This is a genomic window from Chamaesiphon sp. VAR_69_metabat_338, from assembly GCF_031423935.1.
Classification (GTDB): Bacteria; Cyanobacteriota; Cyanobacteriia; order Cyanobacteriales; family Chamaesiphonaceae; genus Chamaesiphon.
The window spans coordinates 1-21,792 of the sequence record NZ_JANPGM010000660.1; the positions used below are offsets into that span (position 1 = coordinate 1).

Genomic DNA, 21,792 nt, shown 5'->3' on the forward strand with positions numbered 1-21,792 from the left:
GTCGATCGGTACCAAAAAGACCGAGGCAATTGTCAAATTTACAGATAAAATCTTGGCAATTTTTCCTGGTGAAGCGAAGTACTTTAGCGAACGCGGTGCCAAAGTTAATTATGTCGGCCATCCATTAATCGATCGAGTTGCAACTCTAGCTAGTCGAGCAGTTGCTCGCGACAAATTAGGAATTACTGATGATGAAATTGCCGTAGCTTTGATTCCCGCTTCCCGCAAACAAGAGTTACGGTATCTGTTACCGGCAATCTTTGGAGCCGCACAGCAAATTCAGGCGCAATTACCTAATGTCCGGTTTTGGATTCCCCTCTCCCGCGATGCTTTTCAAGCAGAGATCGAAAGCGCGATTCGATCGTATCAAATTAACGCAACTTTAGTAACTCAAAATACCGATCTAGTTCTCTGTGCCGCAGATTTAGCAATTACTAAATGTGGGACAGTTAGTCTGGAATTAGCACTCCTAAATATTCCTCAAGTCGTGATTTATCGAGTGAGTAGGGTGACAGCTTGGATGGCCGAACATTTATTTAAGTTTTCGATTCCCTACATCTCGCCAACTAATTTGGTGGAAATGAAATCTATCGTCCCCGAACTCGTGCAAGATGATGCCAATCCCGATCGGATTGCTAGTGAAAGTCTCGAACTATTACTCGATCCAGTACGACGAGCGCGCATGCTATCTGATTATAATTATCTGCGCTTGGCTCTGGGCGATCCTGGTGTTTGCGATCGAGTCGCCCAATCAATATTTGCTAAACTATAAATAGTTTGCAGAGCGAGTGTCAAAATTAATAATAACTTAAAAGATCTTCCGATCGCCTTTATCGGTAAGTCCATGAAACTCAATCGATCTATTTTCCGATCCCTTCAACGATGGTCGAACAAGTTAGTTTTGCTAGGCGCGATCTCTGTTACCACATTAGCGATCGTGCTGGCGATCGATTTGGCTAGGGCCGCAAGATCTCCCAGGTAAAAGAGTCGCCACGATCTCTGGCAGTACTTCTGCCAACTATCTCAATCAACAAAAAATCGAAACCACAGAATTCAAACAGATCGATGAAACCTTTACTGCTTTAAATAACAGTGATGTGGATGCAGTGGTATTCGATGCCCCAATTTTGCTCTATTATGCCGCTCATGATGGTAAGGGCAAAGTCCAAGTAGTTGGCAATATTTTTAGAAAAGAAAGCTACGCGATCGCTTTACAAAATGGCAGCCCCTATCGCAAGCTAATTAATAATGCCCTCTTATCGCTGCAAGAACAGGGTAAATATCAAGAAATCTACGATCGGTGGTTTACTAATAAATAATAATGATATTGCAGAGCGGGTATTATTGAATCGAGTCACTATTGACTAAATCCAAAAAAAAGTGGTTCGATGCCAAAGATCGACCCACTCACGATAATAAATTAAACCGATTGTTCGATCGGTGAATCAAGGTAAATCCCAAACTGCGTTGATTCACACAGCGTTTTAGAACCTTACGCTCTACTTGCAATGAAATTTAGTACGTCAACGGCTAAATGCTCACCCAGAATCGATCGTCTCGGCTATATGACAATTTGCAGTTAAGAAACTAGATCCACAGTGTCGCTAGTCTCACTTTTACTCGCAGCAGCTTTTTTAGGCGTACCGCCGAGCGTGGGCAAATCTGCCAGTGAGAGCGTCTGAATCCGGGACTGCCCGAGAGCTGATTCCCTCTCCGCCGGTGTATTGTAGCCCCACTCTGCCAAATACAGTTTGACCGCCTCTAGTTCGGGTTGGGTCGCTATTTTGGCGAGAGTGCTGAGTCGATCTTCGACAAACCAGACCGTCGGCGGTTTTTTAGTGCCGCGATCGAGGATTTGCTTGAGACTGTCGGTTTTACTGCGTTTGAGTTCTTTACCCCACACAAATTCACTAGCCAGCTCAACGCCCTGCTCTGCCAGCAGTTGAGTGACAAACCGACTTTCTTTAGTGGTGATGATTACTGCCTGAATTTTACGGTTGGGCAGATCTTTAAGTAGATCGATGACACCGGGATAAAATTGGTGCAGACCCAGCCAGCTACCTGGGTCTTGGGCAATCCAGCTATCGCGGACTGCATCTAATTGCTGACTGACTTTAACGCCGCTGAGCCGACCATCAGCCAAGATCCGATCGCGGATGCGCTGCCACGAACTCTGCATCCGCTCGGTAGAAATACCTAGCGTTAATGCTCTGATCAATACCGGCATTTCCCAACCAACTTCAATCAGCGGACGCAACTCCCGAAATTTTTCGGCAACACCTGGCGATGGCTCCAACCGATCTAGTTGCCACACTTGCGTGTAAGTTCGCCATGCCGTCTGCCAATACTCTGCCATCCCATCGCAGATCACCCCATCGAAATCGAGGGCGAGAATTCGCGCAGCATTCATACAGTTGTGATTCCTTTGACTAACGTGACAGCAGGCCAGAGAGAGGTATGCTCGTCTCTGACTGCGTTACTTTATGAATGTATTTTTTTAACTGGGGTGCAAGGATTCGAACCTCGGAATGTCTGGACCAAAACCAGATGCCTTACCACTTGGCGACACCCCATTGATATAACACTTCTAACTATATCACAAGTATCTGGGTTGCTGTCAAGGGCAAAAGCAATATTTCTTGGAAAGTGCTGGTGAAAATCGCCTGTTTGGGATAGATCCAGTTGCGGTTGTGGCAATTGGCCGGTCGATGTGCGATCGGCCAACATCATCCTTATGGTAGTTCCGATGTCTGGGAGATATGTGATTAGGTATAGACAGGTGTCGATCGACTCTAGCGAACAGCAATTTTTAGCAACTAACCAAAGCTGCTCAATCTGCTGTCTAAATGCAGCGATCTTCCCATGATGACTGTGTTTGTGGCTGTAAAAAGCTCGGCCAAATTGCTAGCGATGCTGCTGCTCTCATGCGGGGATCGCCAGGGGATCGCTGGGTATTAAATAATACTTACATGTCAAAAAAGGAGGTGCAGATCGAGCTACTCGCTGCTAGTCAATAAAATATCAATTTTGAAAAATATTTGTTGTCTAAGCTACATTCTGAGCTGAATCTGGATACTAGATTCTACTATTGCGAGGAGAGTTTTTGAGGTAGTCGAATTATAAAGATTTTGTTAAGATAAATGGAATAGTCAAAAAACACCGTCTAAGATTTAGAGATATTTACAAAAAAACACGTAAGCTCGACGGCTTGCGGGCAATGTGCGAGACTGCTTCACAGTAACGCTTTGATAATTTTAGTATCAACTTATTCAAGACATTATTTGTGAATTACTAGCACGGAATAGGCTGTCTTTAACTACATAAATAGCCATCTCTAAATCTTGACGGATCGAGTCATTTAACAAACCGTATTTGCTAGTAATCACAGATATTTCAGGAGAACGATAATGAAAATTGCTCAAATTGCACCTTTGTGGGAACGCGTACCCCCGCCAGCGTATGGGGGGATAGAATTGGTGGTTGGACTATTGACAGATGAGTTGGTTGCCAGAGGCCACGAGGTGACTCTATTCGCATCAGGCGATTCGCTCACCTCTGCGAAATTAGAATCGATTCATCCGCAAGCATTACGCTTGGATGCATCCATCAAGGAGTACAACATTTATGAAATGCTCCAATTGGCAAATGTATACGAACGAGCCGGAGAATTCGATCTGATTCACTCACATATGGGCTGTGTCGCACTGCCTTATAGCAAGTTGACTCAGACCCCGACCATCCATACATTGCATGGGATTTTCACCCCAGACAATGAAAAAATGTTTAGCCACGCTAAATCCCAACCCTATGTGAGCATTTCTAATGCTCAACGAGAATCGAGATTGGGTCTCAACCATGTTGCTACTGTTTACAACAGTATCGACGTCAGTGCCCATCACTTTTTCCCGGCAGCGGACGAGCCAGCCTATATGGCATTCTTAGGCCGGATCTCACCAGAAAAAGGGACACATCTAGCGATCGAGATTGCCAAAGCTACAGGTATTCCCTTAAAAATGGCGGGTAAAGTCGATCCGTTCGATGTGGAGTACTTTGAAGAGCAAATTAAGCCCCAGATCGACGGCGAGTTGATTCAGTTCTTGGGTGAAGCCGATCACTTTATGAAGAATGAATTGATGGGACGCGCGTTTGTGACGTTATTTCCGATTACTTGGCGCGAACCCTTCGGACTAGTGACGATCGAATCGATGGCCGCTGGTACCCCAGTAATCGCCATGAATCTTGGCTCGGTACCGGAAGTCGTGGTTGATGGCCTCAGCGGATACATTTGCAATACCGTCGCCGAATGTATCGAAGCAGTTGCCAAAGTTCCCGCTCTCTCCAGAACGGCCTGTCGGGACTATGTGGCCAATCGATTTGGAATCGAGCAAATGGCCAATGGTTATGAAGCCGTGTACCAGCAAATTTTGGCAGAAAAATTTGCCCGCAATGGTCATTTGGTAGGTGCCAAATAGATCGAGATTCCTCGGTGCGGCTCAGTGCTGGCTCTGTCTGCCAGCCTGAGGCCAACCTGTAAACCGATGAAAACTTGCTCGATGCGGAGGAAACAATGCCAAGTCCACTAATGGTTCGAGATTGATGTCTCAGTGACAACTCAATTTTAAGGGCGATCGCTACGGCATCGCCACCAACCAGACGATATCAATTTTTTAGCGAGGTGCAGATATGTCAACCGGAAAATTCCCTACAACTATTAGTAATAGTTCACCCGTAACACAACCTCTCCAACCATTTGCTGCCGCTCGGAGCAAAATTCCGACTCGCCAAGCAATCGCTCTGATCTCCGAACATGGCGACCCCGCCGCCGAAATCGGCAAAGATGCCGCTGGTGGCCAAAACGTCTACGTCCGCCAAGTCGGTGAAGCCTTGGCCAAACTGGGCTGGCAGGTAGATATGTTTACTCGTAAGAGTAGCCCCTACGATGCGACGATCGTCCAGCACGCTCCCCATTGTCGGACGATCCGACTGACAGCGGGGCCAGAGGCTTACATCCCTCGCGACGAGCTGTTTGAGTACATGCCCGAATTTGTCGATGCGCTGCAAAAATTCCAACAGAAAGAAGGGGTAAATTATCCCTTAGCCCATACTAATTATTGGATGTCGGGTTGGGTGGGAATGGAACTCCAACGCCGCCAAAATATTCAACTAATCCATACCTATCACTCGCTCGGTGCCGTTAAATATCGATCGGTTAGCGACATTCCCGCGATCGCTCAAACCCGACTAGCGGTCGAAAAACAAATTCTCGAACAGGCTCACTGCGTGGTGGCTACCAGTCCGCAAGAACTAGATGACTTAGAAACACTAGTCTCGCGGATTGGTAAGATCGACATCATTCCTTGCGGTACCGACATAGATAACTTTCGCCCGATCTCCAAAGCCGATGCCCGCCAACAATTAGGCATTAGCTCCAAAGAAAAAGTGGTGCTATATGTCGGTCGATTCGATAAACGTAAAGGCATTGAAACCCTCGTCCGTGCGACTAGCCAATTGCGAGCGCAACTAGAGCAAGGTGAAGAAATCGATCCTCAAAACTTAAAACTTTTAATCGTCGGCGGTAGCGATCCTCAGGAGGCAGATGGTGCCGAGCGGCAGCGGATCGAGGGCATCGTCAGCGAGCTAGACTTAGCTGCCAATACTGATTTTGTCGGGATGGTCGGACACGATCGCTTGGCACTGTACTATACTGCTGCCGATGTCTGTGTGATTCCCAGCCACTATGAGCCGTTTGGTTTGGTGGCAATCGAAGCAATGGCTTGCGGTACTCCTGTGGTGGCATCTGACGTCGGCGGCTTGAAATTTACCGTCATCTCCGAGGAAACTGGCTTACTCGTACCGCCTCAAGATGCGAGCAAATTTGCCCACGCCATCGGTCGAATTCTGACCGATGAAGTCTGGGCGCGGAAAATTCGCAAGCAAGCAGCGACACGGGTGCAGGAGAACTTTAGTTGGACGGGTGTCGCGATCCAACTGAGCGACCTCTATCGGCAACAACTAGCTCAATCCATCAGCAGTCCTAGCTTGCCCCGAACTGCCAGTGCGACTTCCCCACTCTTGCCCAAGCAAGTTGTTAAAGCCTCTTAAGCTTTTAGGTTAACCAAATCATTCACAATTCAGGGTAGGGACGATCGATCGTCCCTACCCTGAATGCTATGTTGGGCTGTTGCAACCGCCCGCACCAAGGGACTCGATCGAGTCCCTTGGTTTTTGCTGTTATCCTAAAGAGAAGCTGTTGTGCCGAGCTAGATGCCACTTCAGCTCCGAACAGCCAGTAAAATTAATAACTTGCAATCCGCGAAATGAGTACGAACCCCTTGAGCTGGCAAGAACTAGCAGATCTGGCAGATGCTCGCTTCCTGCCAGGAGATCCCATTAACGGTGCCACCAACGCGCAAGCGCGATTGCGGCTATTCGGACGCACAGAAGCCGACGTACGGGTGACGCTCTACCGCGACAATCATGCCTGGTGTCCCTACTGTCAGAAAATCTGGTTGTGGTTGGAGGAAAAACAAATCCCCTATCGGATCGAAAAAGTCACCATGTTTTGCTATGGGGAAAAAGAGAGCTGGTACAAGCGCAAAGTGCCATCGGGAATGCTGCCAGCGATCGAATTAGACGGGCGCATCGTTACTGAAAGCGATGATATTCTAATTGCCCTGGAACGGGCTTTCGGCTCTCTAGTTTATGGTATGACCGACCCATCTGTCATACCCATGCGCCAGTTAGAGCGGCTATTGTTTCGGGCGTGGTGTAACTGGCTGTGTCGTCCGGCTAATTCGGCGCGCGAAGAACAGCACAATCGCGAGCAATTTATCAGCGTCGTGGCGATGGTTGAAAAAGCTGCAAGCGCGACACCCAGCGATTACTTTTTAGATAAATTTAGCACCGCTGATGTCATTTTCACGCCCTATGTCGAACGGATGAATGCCAGCTTGTACTATTACAAAGGCTACTCCCTGCGCGAGGACAATCCCCGCTTTGCCGCCTGGTTTGACGCCATGGAGAGCCGCGAAACTTATCGCGGTACTCAAAGCGACTTTCACACCCACGTCCACGATTTGCCACCCCAAATGGGCGGCTGCTGGGAAAACGGCGAACCGCAGATGCTCGTAAATAAAGCGCGAGTGGATAATGGCGATTGGGATGGTTTGCCAGATGCTCTGTTTCCCGAACCCGAATCGGCACGCGCTGAAGCTCTCTACCGGACTGTTAAACATCATGCCAATCTAATTCGCGTCAATCCGGCTGACGATCGATTAGTAGATGCCGCTTTACGCTGTGCGCTAACCAACATGATGACGGATGGCAATTGTATTCCCGATCCAGGATCGGACGCTGCCTTGCGCTATATCCGCGATCGGATTAATGTCCCCCGCGATATGTCGATTTATGCTGCCAGACGGCTCAGATCGGCTTTAGAAGCAACAGCGGCGTTAGTTGGCGACGCTCAGGGTACCCCAATTCCCTTCAATCATCGCCGCGATCAAAGCCCTGTAGAGTTTGCCCGCAAGTAACATGAGCTGAAATCTAACTCCAAGCCGCTAGTTCCTTGCTTGCCGCGAGATTGGTATAGAAGACCCAAAATTATCAAGTTTCCTAAACGATCGATCCCCGAACGCCGTAAGATGAAGAGACTAGAAACATCTTATAAAGATCGGCAACATAAAAATTGTGAAAGCGATTACTTTACTCGGTTCTACTGGCTCGATCGGGACGCAAACTCTCGATATCGTCGAACATCATCCCGATAAATTTCGGATCGTCGGACTGGCTGCTGGTAATAACGTCGAGCTATTGGCTCGACAAGTGCGGCAGTTTCGCCCCGAAATTGTAGCGATTGGGAATGAAGCCAAGTTAACCGAGTTCAAAGACGCGATCTCAGATTTAGACTACCATCCAATTATTGTCGCTGGCGCACAAGGGACGATCGAAGTAGCTGGCTATGGTGACGCTCAAAGTGTCGTCACTGGTATCGTCGGTTGTGCCGGACTCTTGCCGACAATCGCCGCCATTAAAGCGGGTAAAGATATCGCCTTGGCGAATAAAGAAACCCTGATCGCGGGTGGGCCAGTCGTGTTACCGTTAGTCGAAAAACATGGCGTGAAATTACTCCCCGCCGACTCCGAGCATTCCGCGATTTTCCAATGCTTGCAAGGCGTTCCGGCTGGTGGCTTGCGCCGGATTATCCTGACTGCTTCCGGTGGTGCCTTCCGCGATCTCCCAGCCGAAAAATTAGCCTCAGTGACCATTGCTGATGCTCTCAAGCACCCCAATTGGTCGATGGGGCAAAAAATCACGATCGACTCCGCCACCCTGATGAATAAGGGTTTAGAGGTAATTGAGGCGCATTATTTATTTGGCTTAGATTATGACGATATCGATATCGTCGTCCACCCCCAAAGTATCATCCACTCGCTGATCGAAGTTCAGGATACCTCAGTTTTAGCGCAATTAGGTTGGCCGGATATGCGTCTACCTTTACTATATGCGATGTCCTGGCCCGATCGACTCCCCACTAACTGGGAGAAATTCGATCTCGTCAAGGCTGGCGATCTGACCTTTAGAGCACCCGATCGAGTTAAATATCCTTGTATCGAATTAGCCTACGCCGCCGGACGCGCTGGCGGTTCGATGCCAGCAGTGCTAAATGCCGCTAACGAGCAAGCAGTGGCACTATTTTTAGATGAGAAAATTCACTTTCTAGATATTCCCAAAGTCATCGAAAAAGTCTGCGACAAGCATCGCGCCGATTTTAATCTCAACCCGAGTCTAGATGATATTTTAGCCGCCGATATTTGGGCGCGCCAGATGGTACTAGAATTCAGTCAACAAGTTGCAGCATAGGATAAATCCCCCGACTCATCGATCTTCAACGTAGTCGTATGCTAAGATTGACCCTTTCCATGTTTGATTAACATACTAGTTGTTTGAGGGTCGATCGCATGAGTGGTTTACAGGGTCGAGATTTATTGAGCATGACCGATCTGAGTGCCGATGAGACACTCACCCTCCTCAAACTGGCTGCCGATCTCAAGCAAGGCAAAATTAAACCCAACTGCCACAAAACGCTGGGACTGCTATTCTATAAGGCTTCGACGCGAACGCGGGTGAGCTTTTTTGCAGCGATGAGTCAGATTGGCGGGCAAGTTATCGATCTCAATACTGGCTCGATGCAAATCGGGCGCGGGGAGCCATTAGCGGACACGGCAAGGGTATTAGATCGCTATTTAGATGTATTAGCAATTCGGACTTTCGAGCAGGCTGATGTCGAGACTTTTGCCAAATATGCCCAGATGCCGATTATTAATGCACTGACGGATCTGGAGCATCCCTGTCAGGTATTGGCAGATTTGCAGACGATTCAGGAATGTTTCGGACAATTAGCGGGATTGAAACTGGCGTACTTGGGCGATGGCAATAATATGGCGCACTCGTTGATGCTCGGTTGTGCGAGCGTCGGCATGGATGTCGCCATCGCCTGTCCGGCTAATTTTACCCCCGATCCGCAAATAGTGGAGCGCGCCAGATCGATCGCCGCCAGCCAAGGCACCCAAGTAATTGTCACTCGATCGCCTCAAGAAGCCGTCAGTCAGGCACAAATCGTCTATACCGATGTGTGGGCGAGTATGGGTCAAGAAACCGAATCCGATGCGCGGGTGCCGATATTTGCGCCCTATCAAGTTAACAAAGAACTATTAACCCTCGCCGATCCTAGCTCGATCGTGTTGCACTGCCTCCCTGCCCATCGTGGCGAAGAAATTACCGATGATGTCCTCGAAGGCTCTCGCTCTCGCGTTTGGGATCAAGCAGAAAACCGGATGCACGCTCAGAAGGCTCTATTAGTCAGCGTCTTGGGTGCTGAGTAAAGATTTAAGACTCGATCGAATTTTAGTAGAGATTTATTATTTTTTAGAGCCTAAATCAGTCCTAGCTCGCGTTTGAGGAGGTTAATTGATTTGAAGCCGATATAGCTCTCACTTTCAACCACTTGAGGAATGCGGATTAGATCGTCGCCAGCGGCTTCGATCGCTTGATGGACGGTATTCAGGCTGGCTTTGTCGCTGATAATGGTATGGGCGCGGCGGATCGTAGCATTGAGCTTGTAGTTATCTTTGGTTTGACATGCCATTACCAACAGATCGTCACCGCGCATACTGTGTACCATCATTTCGGCGACGGCGAGAATGCCCCCGCTGAGGCTGACAATCCCGACGTAACTATTTTTGGGAAGAGTTTTGACTAGGGCTAATTCTTTTTCATAGTCCTGCAAGTCCACCGGAATCACGCGGATCGATCGCGGTGCCACGAGTTCGCTAGTTGCTAATTTTGCCTCCACGCTGCCGATATGGTAGCGGCTGGTAACAACTGTCGCCGCCCGAGATTGCACTAGTTGTGCTTCCAACTTATCTAATGTGACTAATTGCACCGGAATACCCAGGGATTGTTGTAATTCTTGGAGCATTAATTCGCCCGCACCCAAATCTGTTTTGGGCACTGTCACAAAGACTCTGGCACTACACCGCCACCGCCAATCGATTTCAGTCAAAAACAATTCTCGGGCTTGACTGAGGGAATAGCCTTGGGCGAGGAGGGTATTGAGACTTTGGGAGACGAGATCGATCGCCGATAAGCTCGGATCGATATGCGAGTCGGCAATTAGGTGATTGCTCTCATGTCCGAGCGATCGCACGTAAATCCCCGAACCAGGAACGGATTCGACTAAGCCGGTACCTTCGAGTTGACTGTAAACTTTGCCGATCGTATTGCGATGTAAACCCGTCTGCATCGCTAATTGGCGGGTACTGGGCAACCGATGTCCTGGCGAAAATTGCCTAGACGCGATCGCAAACAACATTTGATCGTAGAGTTGTTTGGAGACGGGAATTTCGCTATCAGTCTGAATGTGGAATTGCATCGGGAGATCGGTTGACAGTTGAGAGGAGCGGGATCGAGATTTTGGCTGACATTCTCAGAATACCCTCACTACACTCTGAGATATCGATCGGGCGCAACGATCGCCATCACAGTTAAGTGTAGATTCAACTTCGATGGCGGCAATTCCAGCACCATCGCGATCTAATGCTGTTGCCTGCGGGCTTCGTACGACAGCAATGCTGCCGAGGTGGCGACATTTAAGGATTCTACTGTAGCAGACATGGGAATTTTGACCTGCAAATCGGCTAAGGCTAACAAGTCTTGACTCAAGCCCGCGCCTTCATTACCCAATAAAATCAGCGTTGGCGATCGCCAATTCACATCCCAGTAACTTGTTTCGGCAGTAGAAGTAGTCGAAATAACCTGCACGCCTTGGTTTTGGTAACTTGTGACTAGGGCGGCAAGATCGTCGCTGACCCCCATTGCCAGCCGAAACCATTGTCCCGCCGAAGCACGGAGGACTTTGGGATTGTCCAAATCGACGCTATCCTGACTTACCCACAAGCCATCGACACCCGCCGCCGCTGCTGTGCGAATGATGGTGCCCAGATTCCCCGGATCTTGAATGGTGGATAGGACGAGTGTCAGATTGGCGGGAATGGGGGGTGGGGCGATGGCTAATCGCGGTGCGGTGGCGACGATGCCGTCGGGGTTGACGGTGGTGGCGATCGCTTTAATTACTTCATCACCGACCGATTCTAATCGATGGCAATTTTCAGCGACGATCGACAACAGTTCGGGATAACGGGCTTCCCAGGTGGGGGTATAACAAACTGTCTGTAAGGGATAATTAACGGCGCAAGCTTCCTGAATTAAATGAGTGCCTTCTAGTAAAAATAATTGCGTTTCCCGCCGCTCTTTGGGGCTGTGGAGTTTTTTGATTTGTTTGATGAGTGGGTTTTGAGTACTGGTTAGCATGGGTGTGGCGATCGAGACACTACAAAAATCGGCAAACAACGCCGATCGTTGTGTGCCGAGGATGCTAACTTAAATAGAAAATATGCGCGACCCGAGACTCGAACTCGGAAGTCCTTGCGAACACTAGAACCTGAATCTAGCGCGTCTACCAATTCCGCCAGTCACGCAAAGCTATGGTTTTTAAACCAGCTTTTTATTATCTAAGATTTGGCTGGGATTTGTCAAGTATCTGGTACTAAGCGAGGCGGCAAACTATATATATTTGTGGGTTGCGATTGTTGTTTGTGATGACAGAACCCGGATCTGGGGGTTCCGACCCCCAGTCCCCCCGTTGAGGAGCGACCCAAATCACGCGGAGGTTCCCTCCGCATGTGTTTGGGTCAAGACGGCGGGAACGCCGCCCCTCAAACTCCCCTGCGTAAGGTTTGGTCTGTGGGAAGTGGGGTGGGAGGATACTGGCGATCGCACAATCCCGTATCTGGGGGTCGCAACCCCCAGACCCCCCGCCGGAGTCAGCAGGCAGGGTGGTTTCATATGCCAAAAGAAAAACTTTTCAGTTCACTTCAGTGAACTTTCGCTCTTAGCCCCAAATTTATTTGAGGGCGGTTAAAGACTAAGCACCAAACCCCGCTCCCCGCTAAAATTAATTGCCCCAATCACTCCACTCATGCTATATTAAGCAAGGCTAATTTGCGGCATTGCTGCATAACTATCGATAAATCGTTATTTTGAGGTTCAGTCGCGACTAAACTTGCGTTAACCAAAATTCAATAGCCAACCATAGACAGCAGGAGCTAAGAGCTTAATTCCCTGCCGAGGTTAACGCAAACAGTAATCAGCGATCGCTAGCAAGACTAGCGACAAATCGCATGCGACTGAATGACAACCTCGGCACTAAGTGTCGGGGTTCGTTTTATAGCTGCTGTAGCCCGTTCGCACCCAAAACTCGATCGACAGGTAAGTATCATTATGGGGAGAACCCGCGCAAACAAAGAAACGATCGTCGCCGCGCTCAAGCAAGAATTGAGCGAAGCAACTATGGTCGCGGTGATTAACTACCAAGGTCTAACCGTGGCAGAAATCACCGACCTCCGCCGTCGGATTCGTCCCAAAGGCGGACTCTGTACGGTTACTAAAAATACCCTGATGGGTAAAGCGATCGAAGGTAACACCGACTGGCAAGCATTAGCACCATTACTCAAAGGTTCTTCGGCTTTCTTGCTGCTCAAAGATGATATTGGTGGCTCGATTAAAGCTTACCAAGATTTCCAAAAAGCGTCCAAGAAAACCGAACTCAACGGTGGCGTGATGGAAGGTAAAGCCCTTACCGGTGCTGATGTCAAAGCGATCGGCGACTTACCATCCAAAGAACAACTCATGGCGCAGATTGCTGGTGCTCTCAACTCCGTTACTGCGAAAATCGCTATCGGTGTTAAAGAGGTACCTGCTTCGATCGCTCGGAGCTTGCAAGCTCACGTTGACAAGGGTTAGAGCGTAGAGCTACCTAAGTCTAAGTCCCATTTTCACTCATACATTTTAGGAATTTCCCCATGTCTGCAGCAACCGATACCATTTTAGAACAGTTAAAATCCCTCAGCTTGCTCGAAGCGGCTGAACTAGTCAAGCAAATCGAAGAAGCTTTTGGCGTTAGTGCTGCGGCACCTGTAGGTGTTGCTGCTGCTGCGGCTCCGGCTGCTACCACAGAAGCTGCTGAAGAGCAAACTGAGTTCAACGTCGTCCTCGAATCCTTGGCTGATGAGAGCAAGAAAATTGCCGTGCTCAAAGTCGTCCGGGCGATCACTGGCTTGGGCTTGAAAGAAGCCAAAGACTTGGTTGAATCCACGCCTAAAGATGTCCTCACTGGCGTTCCCAAAGCCGCTGCTGAAGATGCTAAAAAACAAATCGAAGAAGCTGGCGGTAAAGTCGCGCTCAAATAGATCTAGCGATCGATCCCAGTCTAGGTATGAATGTATGGCTAGGCTGGGGTTTCGTTCGATTAGAGCCAAAATTCACGATCGGGGTAATTTCGCAATTGCCCTAGCCGTGGATTTCTTTTTTTGATGGTGTCGGATCTGGCTGGCGATCGAACGATTACATTTCGATCGACAAATCTGGTAAGATTTTAAGCTATTATTAATGCAATAATTATCAATTACCGTTACTAGCTCATAGCTACAATTTCAGTTACTACTGACTAGTTCGATCGCAACTCCATCGATTTTCGCCGATAGCTTTCGGTTAATATATGCACTCAGCCACGCGACTGGATGACCTCAAAATTTTAGAGTGTTTTCTCCAAAACTCTCTTCACGCTCACTTAGGGCGGATTATTCCATTCCAGGTGCAGTGTTTATATAAGGATGATACCCTCTGGGTACTCGCCCAGCATCCTGCCAATATTGCCATCGATATTCCCGATACTTTTAGTGTCTTAGAACGTGCTTTGCAAGCTGAGGAGCCAAAAACCCCGTTAGCGGTCAAGCTCTACTTGCGCACGGAAGGAAATCAACGTCCATATAGCCAACAAGGCTTTACTGTCTATCCTTTAGTCAAGAAAACCGTTCCAGGGGAAGCAGGGCCAGAAATGACAGCCACCAGCGAAGATCGGCTTGCCCTAGATCGCCATCATCAAGATCTTACACCTGGGAAACCCATTCACATCTCAGCCGATCGTATGGAAAACGCAGACTTTACTCCTTCCACAGTGCCCGAGATCGTACCGAACGACGAGGAAATTGTCAGTCTCGCTACGCAATCGAGTTATAAATCGGGTTATTCCTCAGATCGGCTAGTCAAAATCGATGCCGATGCCTTTGTCGCCAATATCGAGCACTCCTTTGGGACGACCAATAAGAACTATCACTCTGCCTATCCGCCTGCTGCCAACCGCAAAAGTAAAATGTTGTTGCCGCTCATCGGCGGGCTAGGGCTACTAGCACTCGGTTCGGGGGCTGGTTATATGGGGACGCGTCCCTGTGTTTTGTCTGCGTGTCCAGAGCTAAATACTGCCAGTCAACTGACCCAATCGTCCTTAGTCGCGATCGAAAATCCCAAAGCGACGGGGCAAGATGTCTTGACTGCGCAAAAACAATTGCATCAAAGTGTCGATACGCTCAACTCGATTCCGGTTTGGTCCGATAAGTACGATACCGCTCAAAAATCGCTCCAGATCGCGGCACCGCTAGTTGCCGATCTCGATACGACTGTTGCCGCAATGAATAAGGCTTATCAAGCCACCAATCTGGTCAAAACCCAGCCAGTCGCGGTCGGGCAATGGCAGCAAAGCAAACAGCTCTGGACGGAATCAGTCGGCAGCCTGGGCACGATTGCCACCCAGAGCAAGCTCTTTCCGCTGGCCCATCAAAAGCGCACCGACTATCAAGGTAGGTTGGCCGATATCGATCGCCGGATTGAAGCCGAAACCACTGCCGAACGCCAGCTTAAATCGGCGACAGAGGGCATTAAAGCCGCTCAACAAGCTCAAACATCTGCTGTTTCGCTAGCGCAATGGCGCGAGGTCAAAACGCAATGGGATGGTGCTAATACTCAATTAACGAGCATTCCGCCGACAACTACCATTTACCCTCAAGCTCAAGCATTGCTCAAATCCGTTCAACCCCAGATGACCGCCGCGCAAGAGAAGGTTGGGGAAGAAGAAAAAGCGACCCAAAACTATAACAAAGCCGTTAAATTAGCGCAATCGGCCAAGCTGATGCAAAAAAACAACCTGCTGGATCGATCGCTTCCAGAATGGAATCAAGCAGTAGTCGCGATTCAGAGCATCCCGCCGACTAGTTCGGTTTACACTCAAGCCAAGCCCTTGATCGCTGAATATACCAAGAATTTTCAACAGGTCGAAACCCAGTTTAAGGCCACACAACGGATGGCGATGGCCAATCGCGATCTCCAACGGACTTGTGCTGGCAATCCTCAAATCTGCTCCTACGCGGTAAATAATAAAGCGATCGTCGTGCGGCTGACGCCCCTCTACGCCCAGACGTTGATGCAGACAGCTTTGGTAGCCTCGGCGCAAGGCAATGGTAATGCCAAAGTTGGAATTATCAACCATGTGAATACCCTTGGTAACGCCCTCCAAGCGATCGGTGAAAATGCCAAACTCCCGATCGAAGTCTACGGTGCCGATGGCAAGCAAATTCAAACCTACCGCCCTCAAGGATAGTTTCAAGAGATTATCGATCGCCGATTTTTTCGGTTTAGATCACAACACTAAGTTGTGTCAATATCTAACTCTAACTATGCAAATTTACGCGATCGACGATCGATGCTCGGCAATAGGCACATGACCACAGATCCATCACCAAATATTCACAGCCTCGATGAAAAAAGGTTGCTCGTCGTCTCCCGCTTGCAGTCGGCGAAAGTATTTGAAGCGATGGGCTGTGATTCTTGGCAGTCAATTGCTAGCGATCGATATCGATCGGTCGATCGGCCCGATATTTGTGTAATTATTCCTTTATATAATTATGCGAAATATATCCACCAATGTTTAGATAGTGTCGCCGCTTCTGTGTTTGCAGATAGTAGCGTCAAGATTGAGGTATTAGTCATCGACGATCGCTCTACCGATAATTCGGCTCAAGTTGTTGAAGAATATTTAGAACATTCCGATTTACCAATTTGTCTGATTAAAAAACATTTAAATACGGGTTTAGCTGACGTCAGAAATATTGGCTTGAAAATAGCTCTCGCTCCCTACGTATTCATGCTAGATGCTGATAATTGGATCGCCCCCAATTGCTTGTCAGTCATGCACGCACAGATAAAATCTGGCAATTACGCGAGCATCTATGGCAAGATCGAGATCTTCAATAATGATACTCAGAAATACGTTTGTTTATTCTCAGATACAGAATGGAATTTGGGCGATCTAATCCAAGATCCATACATCGATGCGATGGCGATGTTTGACAAAAATATCTTAATCGCCGTTGGTGGCTATTCCACAGAGTTAGTTGAATATGGTTGGTTTGGCTTTGAAGATTACGATCTGTGGTTGAAATTTGCCCAAAATGGTTGTGTTGTTAAGTTAGTTCCCGAAGTACTCAGTTATTACCGCGTGCATACTTCATCCATGATTAATACGACTAATCAGTTTAGGGTAAACATGGCCAGATATTTTAATTCTAAGTTTCCCGAACTTGCCAACATCAACACGACATCAGAGAAACTATTTGGTGCTCGTCGTAATTTAGTCGCGGGGATGAACCATCAAAATTTAATATCTAAAGCTACCGAGAATTTAGCCCAGACTCCAGACGGATCTGCCGCAAATACATCGGCTCCCTCGGAGCACGAGCTAAATGCATCGCTAGCACAAGAGCTAAATCGGTGTTATGAGACGATATCATCGATGCAATCTAGTAAGTTTTGGAAATTAAGAAGTAAGTGGTTTGAATTGAAACAAATGTGGCGATCGACCAAAATTGGCTGAGTGAAAACAGGGGTCTGATTTAGAGGATGTTTGGAAAGTCCAATTGCTGCGTTTCAAGTTGGTAAATCCCTCTAAATCCCCCTTAAAAAGGGGGGCTAAGAATCCGGTTCCCCCCTTTTTAAGCTACGGTATATACACATCTCTAGTTAGAAGCGATATTGGTGAGAATCCCCCTAAATCCCCCTTAAAAAGGGGGACTTTTAAAGCCCCCTTTTTAAGGGGGTTGGGGGATTTAGATCTAAAAACGAAGTCCAACAGCCTTGTGTATACACGGTAGCTTTTTAAGGGGGGTTAGGGGGGATTTCTAGGGTTTGAGCTTAACAAGCTAGACTTTTTCAAACATCCTCTTAGGAGGATTGGGGGCTGAGTAGGATTTTAAATAATTCTGGATAACGCACTAATTGCCCGAGCTGTAAGAGGGTAAACCGGATACAGAAAAATTTATAGCCAAGATTCGAGAGATGACGGCGGGCAAACCGGGCTTCACACATAAATAAATGCACGTACCACTCGCGCTGGGAGGTAAATCGACAGCCACCAGACGGACTCATCAGATGGACGACGGTAGCTTGCGGATCGAACCAGATTTCCTTGTCTGGAAAAGCTTTGAGCAGCCGGAGACTAGCATCGGATTCTTCGCGCCGCACGTTGCCCAGATGCCCTTCATCAAAGCCTTGAATCGCGATCAATGCCGATCTCATAAATGACATGTTGCAGCCTCTAGGAGTCATGACTCTGCAAGGATAAGGACGGCTGAAGTCACATAAAAATAACCCGCTGTTGGTAATCAGCGCGACTGGATAGCCCTCGACATCTAAAAACGATCGATAATCTGGGCTGTGTTGGAGGTAAGGACGCAATAAAGTGAGGATCGATTTCCGCGCGATCTGCTTCCACAGCGGACTAGCAACACTCGCCGGTAATTCCTCATGTCCGGCTACGGCGATCGCCTGGGGATGTTCTTGATAGGTAAGTAGATGCCGATTGACCAGATCGAAACTCGGAATCACATCATCATCTAGATAAATAATGACATCGGCGGTGGTGTGTTGGTAAGCCTGGTTGCGCGCGATGCACAAGCCTTTGACGCTTAAATGTACCAACCGCAGCGGTACGGGAAATTTCGCTTGCCAGCCAGTTAAATCGATCGCGATGTCGGTTTGATCGACGATTAAAATTTCCAGTACGGCACTCAAATCGATGTCAGCGAGATAACCTAATGTTTCGGCTACCTGCGCGTGCCGGTTGAGTGTAACGATCGCAATCGTGGCATTGAGGGTCATGAATTTAACCAGCTAAGGATTCTTTTCTGCAAAAAATTGCACTAACGTCCGTTTGATGGTGGAAATAATACCGATATTTTCATACTTAGAAATCCGGCTGTAGGACTTTTTGGCGACTTTCCAAGCTGAAGCTTTGACCAATGTCTTGACGCTATAACCCGCTAAACCTTTGAAGCCGCGATTGGCAGTGAGATTTTCACCAATATTCCCAGAGTTGATAACCAACTGCTGAATGCCAGCTTTGAGCATATATAACTGGCGGATGTTCCAGGCTGATGGCTCGACGGTAGCGATATACTGGCGCAGCTTGAAAGCTTCGCGGAGGATGACATCTTTGTTAGCGTTCTCGGGATTTGCTTTAGTCCAATAGAGTGGGTAGGGAAAATAAGCAATCTTGGTACCAGTGGCAATCGCGATCGCCAGTAGATATTTGCCCAAGCTATCGATCTCAAAATTCACAGTCCAATCGAGGCGATCGAGTAATCTAGTGTCAACTAGGAGATTAGCAGTCGTTCTGACGCTTAAAGCGAGTAATTGGGAGACAAACCCTACTCGCAGATTGTATACCTGTGGCGCGTAATCGTCGATCAGCGGCGGACATGTAGCGATCGAGGTATCGGCAGTTAGAGCCGCTCTCACCAGGTTATCTAGCATCTCGGTGGCGGCAATTTCATCAGCCTGCCAACATAAGACTCGATCGGTTTTCCCGATGGCGGTGAATAGCTGTTGTCGATCGATTGCCACCGTAGATCGCTCGCAATGGACGATCTGAAGGTTCGGGAATTGTTTTTGAGCGACACTCAAAAGCTGCTGACTTGCTTTGGTTTCAACTGCCACTGCGACAATGACAATCTGCCAGTGCTGGTAAGTCTGTTGGTGCAAACTCGCCAGACATTCTAATAAGGTGGCATTGCCATCCTGATAGAAAATACAGATCGTCACTGTTGGCAAACAGGGAGTTGGCAACGGGGTCGATACGCCATCGATATACTGGGTGCGCTGTGCGAGTAAGTTTTGATTGAGTTTATCTAGAAAATCGGCGGTGGGTACGACTAGGGACTCAGGATCGTCGGTGAGAATTTCCGTCAGCACTTGGGTTAGCGATCGCACATTGCCGGCTGGAAACCAGTGGACGCCAGCAGATCGCTCTAATAGCCCCAGCGTCTCGCGAAACCCGCCCGTATCGGCGGCAATAATCTTGACGGGCAGTTGTCCAACTTCTAGCGCACTATTGGGGAAATTGTCTTGGGGGCTAGTCAGACACACGATTGCCCGATCGAGTTCGCCAATCAGATTGAGAGCTTCGGCACTAAATAAGTTTTCAAAAATATCATAATCATAGATATCTTTTAATTCTTGCTCGATATATTGCTGACTATCTAAATGCTTTAACTCATAAGATTGTAAGGGAATAACTTTGCCTAGAAACACCAAGCGGAATCGCGCGGCTACTGTTGGATCTAAGCTCTTAAATGCTTGGATAAACGTACACAATCCTTTTCTTTCTTCTAACCTACCAAAGAAAATTAATGGGATTTGCCGATCGACTAATTTGGCTTGAATTAGTTGACTGTATTTACTCTTGACAATCGGAGCGATCGGCGGCACGAAATAAGGTAATCGAATCGCTCGATCGACATTCCAGCCATAACTTTTGACCTTATTCCGAATAAAGTTGGAAGGATGAAAGCTGAGATCGGCATTTTCAAATGAATTCTGCTCGTAGTGACAAAGTTGCCAGAAATCTTGGGGATAGGGAACTGTGAATTTTTCATTAGCTTCGTCGATCCATTCATGTCCGCTGTGCAAAGTTACCGAAGTAACGCATTTGGGTACCAAACCTACACGTTTTGCTTGAATCGTCCGATAGCCATAGCCGGACATTTCGGCAAATTCTGCATAGATTTGCGCCGCCGGACAACAAGCTGATAGAGCCTGAATGAAAAAGAAAATACAGAAGCTTTGGTAATCAAAAAAATCTGATTTAGCTTCTGCTAATATGGCGCGATGGATCGGTTGCAAGGTCAAAATTTCTTCGACTTCGATCGTCGAAAAAACTCGATCGAGGGCGGGTACTTTCGATTTACCCTGAAACCGATCTTCAGTCGCGCACAGCAACAAAATCACATACCAACCTTCAGCTTTTAATCTCTGACTTAAAGCCTTATAATAAGTCCCAATTCCACCATTTTTATAGTAGCCTTCATATTCAGAGGCAACTAATAAGGCAATCTTCTCAGTTCGATCGGGAAATAAGCTAGCAATCTCATCTTTAAAATCAACTAAAAAACTATACTTAGTAATTTGATTTAACATTGAAAATACAGCTATTATGAATGACTTTTGGGGAGGAGATTTGGAATATTATCGGCAATATCATAAGCAAATCGACCATCTTGAGAAACCAACCGATCGTCGGTAAGTTGGAGCGGCTGAATTGTCTCAGGACAGATCAGCAGTGGATAAAACCAATTGTTAGGATCGGCATTATTCAATAATTTGTCATCTACCGCCGTTGAATCGACTATTTCACCTGGCTTATGGACGATAACGTAATGAGTATTATGAGTTGTTTCGCTATTGCCTTTAAAGAAATTGCCTTTGGAGAGTTGATTGACGACTACCCACCAGAACGGTAACGTCCATTTGTTAGTTTTGCTACCTTTCAAATATTCCCAGATCTGCCAAGCAAGGGTTTGACCGAAATGATGTACGTGGCCAGTTTCGATGACGTCAAAGCCGACATATTTCATTAATTCAACTAACCCCTGCTCGGTAAAGCGCACATAGTCATGCGGACAGGCATGTTGCGGCTGTAGAAACGGCACCGCAATTACGCCATAGCCACCAGTTCGCAGGACACGATGAAATTCTTTGGCAACAATCCACGGATAGCGAGTATGTTCTAGAACGGCAATACTGACGATCGTATCTACGGCGTTATCTTGCAATGGTAAGGCGTGTAAGTCACCTAAAATATCCGGTTTATTGCTAGGAACGATATCAATGTTTAAATCTCGCTTGCCTAGTTGAATTTCCCGCTGTCCGGAGCCAGCATTTAACACGATCCCGTGAATATATTTGAGATAAGGAGCTAACTCTTCTTCTAGTTTTGGCCAGACTATCGGATCGGAATTAATATTCATGATGTTTCACCCTTGCTAATGTGATTGAGTTCGTTCGATC

At 47.7% G+C, this 21,792-nt stretch carries 18 protein-coding genes, 2 tRNA genes and 1 other annotated feature; of the genes, 12 read left to right on the top strand and 8 right to left on the bottom strand.

Annotation, left to right across the window (positions count from 1 at the left end):
* Together lpxB and RMO84_RS21415 are read left to right on the top strand one after the other, a co-directional pair.
* Nucleotides 1–772: lipid-A-disaccharide synthase (lpxB, locus tag RMO84_RS18140; protein WP_310489841.1), on the top strand; the 772-nt coding region annotated here is incomplete at its 5' end.
* 325 nt (nucleotides 773–1,097) lie between these two features.
* Entirely contained in the window at nucleotides 1,098–1,319 is a 222-nt protein-coding gene (locus tag RMO84_RS21415) for a hypothetical protein (RefSeq protein ID WP_396135894.1), read from the top strand.
* 260 nt (nucleotides 1,320–1,579) lie between these two features.
* Here the strand turns inward: RMO84_RS21415 and RMO84_RS18150 are convergent, their stop codons facing one another.
* Complete coding sequence (locus RMO84_RS18150) at nucleotides 1,580–2,410, bottom strand: HAD family hydrolase (protein WP_310489842.1); 831 nt, start codon at nucleotides 2,408–2,410, stop codon at nucleotides 1,580–1,582.
* A gap of 91 nt (nucleotides 2,411–2,501) precedes the next feature.
* A tRNA-Gln gene (locus RMO84_RS18155) sits at nucleotides 2,502–2,573 on the bottom strand.
* Between the two features lie 273 nt (nucleotides 2,574–2,846).
* Between RMO84_RS18155 and RMO84_RS18160 the strand changes: the two genes are divergently transcribed.
* The 6 genes from RMO84_RS18160 (at nucleotide 2,847) to argF (ending at nucleotide 9,884) form a co-directional block, all read left to right on the top strand.
* Complete coding sequence (locus RMO84_RS18160; protein WP_310489843.1) at nucleotides 2,847–3,017, top strand: hypothetical protein; 171 nt, start codon at nucleotides 2,847–2,849, stop codon at nucleotides 3,015–3,017.
* A gap of 390 nt (nucleotides 3,018–3,407) precedes the next feature.
* Nucleotides 3,408–4,472, top strand: coding sequence for a glycosyltransferase family 4 protein (locus RMO84_RS18165; protein ID WP_310489844.1), 1,065 nt, complete (start codon nucleotides 3,408–3,410; stop codon nucleotides 4,470–4,472).
* Nucleotides 4,473–4,683: 211 nt separating this feature from the next.
* Nucleotides 4,684–6,102, top strand: coding sequence for a glycosyltransferase family 1 protein (locus RMO84_RS18170; RefSeq protein ID WP_310489845.1), 1,419 nt, complete (start codon nucleotides 4,684–4,686; stop codon nucleotides 6,100–6,102).
* Nucleotides 6,103–6,317: 215 nt separating this feature from the next.
* Nucleotides 6,318–7,532 carry a glutathione S-transferase family protein gene (locus RMO84_RS18175; RefSeq protein ID WP_310489846.1) on the top strand — a complete coding sequence of 405 codons (1,215 nt, stop codon included), beginning with the start codon at nucleotides 6,318–6,320 and terminating at the stop codon, nucleotides 7,530–7,532.
* 157 nt (nucleotides 7,533–7,689) lie between these two features.
* The gene (locus tag RMO84_RS18180) at nucleotides 7,690–8,862 is read left to right on the top strand and encodes a 1-deoxy-D-xylulose-5-phosphate reductoisomerase (RefSeq protein ID WP_310489847.1); all 1,173 of its coding nucleotides are present in this window, start codon (nucleotides 7,690–7,692) and stop codon (nucleotides 8,860–8,862) included.
* Nucleotides 8,863–8,960: 98 nt separating this feature from the next.
* A complete protein-coding gene (argF, locus tag RMO84_RS18185; protein WP_310489848.1) occupies nucleotides 8,961–9,884 on the top strand; it encodes an ornithine carbamoyltransferase in 924 nt (307 codons plus the stop codon).
* A gap of 50 nt (nucleotides 9,885–9,934) precedes the next feature.
* Here argF and RMO84_RS18190 read toward each other — a convergent pair whose 3' ends face one another.
* The 3 genes from RMO84_RS18190 to RMO84_RS18200 all read right to left on the bottom strand — a co-directional run bounded on the left by RMO84_RS18190 (nucleotide 9,935) and on the right by RMO84_RS18200 (nucleotide 12,038).
* Complete coding sequence (locus RMO84_RS18190; RefSeq protein WP_310489849.1) at nucleotides 9,935–10,933, bottom strand: GntR family transcriptional regulator; 999 nt, start codon at nucleotides 10,931–10,933, stop codon at nucleotides 9,935–9,937.
* 161 nt (nucleotides 10,934–11,094) lie between these two features.
* On the bottom strand, nucleotides 11,095–11,871 hold the full coding sequence (locus RMO84_RS18195) for an RNA methyltransferase (RefSeq protein WP_310489850.1): 777 nt from the start codon (nucleotides 11,869–11,871) through the stop codon (nucleotides 11,095–11,097).
* An 83-nt stretch (nucleotides 11,872–11,954) separates the two neighbouring features.
* Nucleotides 11,955–12,038: transfer RNA gene (locus RMO84_RS18200), tRNA-Leu, on the bottom strand.
* Nucleotides 12,039–12,631: 593 nt separating this feature from the next.
* Nucleotides 12,632–12,794, top strand: a sequence feature (ribosomal protein L10 leader region).
* Between the two features lie 46 nt (nucleotides 12,795–12,840).
* Here RMO84_RS18200 and rplJ point away from each other — a divergent pair.
* The 4 genes from rplJ to RMO84_RS18220 all read left to right on the top strand — a co-directional run bounded on the left by rplJ (nucleotide 12,841) and on the right by RMO84_RS18220 (nucleotide 17,323).
* Nucleotides 12,841–13,362, top strand: coding sequence for a 50S ribosomal protein L10 (gene rplJ / locus RMO84_RS18205; protein ID WP_310489851.1), 522 nt, complete (start codon nucleotides 12,841–12,843; stop codon nucleotides 13,360–13,362).
* 59 nt (nucleotides 13,363–13,421) lie between these two features.
* Entirely contained in the window at nucleotides 13,422–13,808 is a 387-nt protein-coding gene (rplL, locus tag RMO84_RS18210) for a 50S ribosomal protein L7/L12 (RefSeq protein WP_310489852.1), read from the top strand.
* A gap of 308 nt (nucleotides 13,809–14,116) precedes the next feature.
* Nucleotides 14,117–16,051: a hypothetical protein gene (locus RMO84_RS18215; protein WP_310489853.1), complete on the top strand. Its 1,935-nt coding sequence runs from the start codon at nucleotides 14,117–14,119 to the stop codon at nucleotides 16,049–16,051.
* Between the two features lie 54 nt (nucleotides 16,052–16,105).
* Nucleotides 16,106–17,323, top strand: coding sequence for a glycosyltransferase family A protein (locus RMO84_RS18220; protein ID WP_310489854.1), 1,218 nt, complete (start codon nucleotides 16,106–16,108; stop codon nucleotides 17,321–17,323).
* Nucleotides 17,324–17,670: 347 nt separating this feature from the next.
* On the opposite strand, the gene RMO84_RS18225 is transcribed toward RMO84_RS18220, so the two are convergent.
* Genes RMO84_RS18225 through RMO84_RS18235 form a run of 3 tightly spaced genes read right to left on the bottom strand, consistent with a single transcriptional unit; the run spans nucleotide 17,671 to nucleotide 21,752 of the window.
* Nucleotides 17,671–18,606: a glycosyltransferase gene (locus RMO84_RS18225; protein WP_310489855.1), complete on the bottom strand. Its 936-nt coding sequence runs from the start codon at nucleotides 18,604–18,606 to the stop codon at nucleotides 17,671–17,673.
* A 12-nt stretch (nucleotides 18,607–18,618) separates the two neighbouring features.
* Nucleotides 18,619–20,922, bottom strand: coding sequence for a glycosyltransferase (locus RMO84_RS18230; RefSeq protein WP_310489856.1), 2,304 nt, complete (start codon nucleotides 20,920–20,922; stop codon nucleotides 18,619–18,621).
* 14 nt (nucleotides 20,923–20,936) lie between these two features.
* Complete coding sequence (locus tag RMO84_RS18235; RefSeq protein WP_310489857.1) at nucleotides 20,937–21,752, bottom strand: methyltransferase domain-containing protein; 816 nt, start codon at nucleotides 21,750–21,752, stop codon at nucleotides 20,937–20,939.
* Nucleotides 21,753–21,792 lie beyond the last annotated feature (40 nt).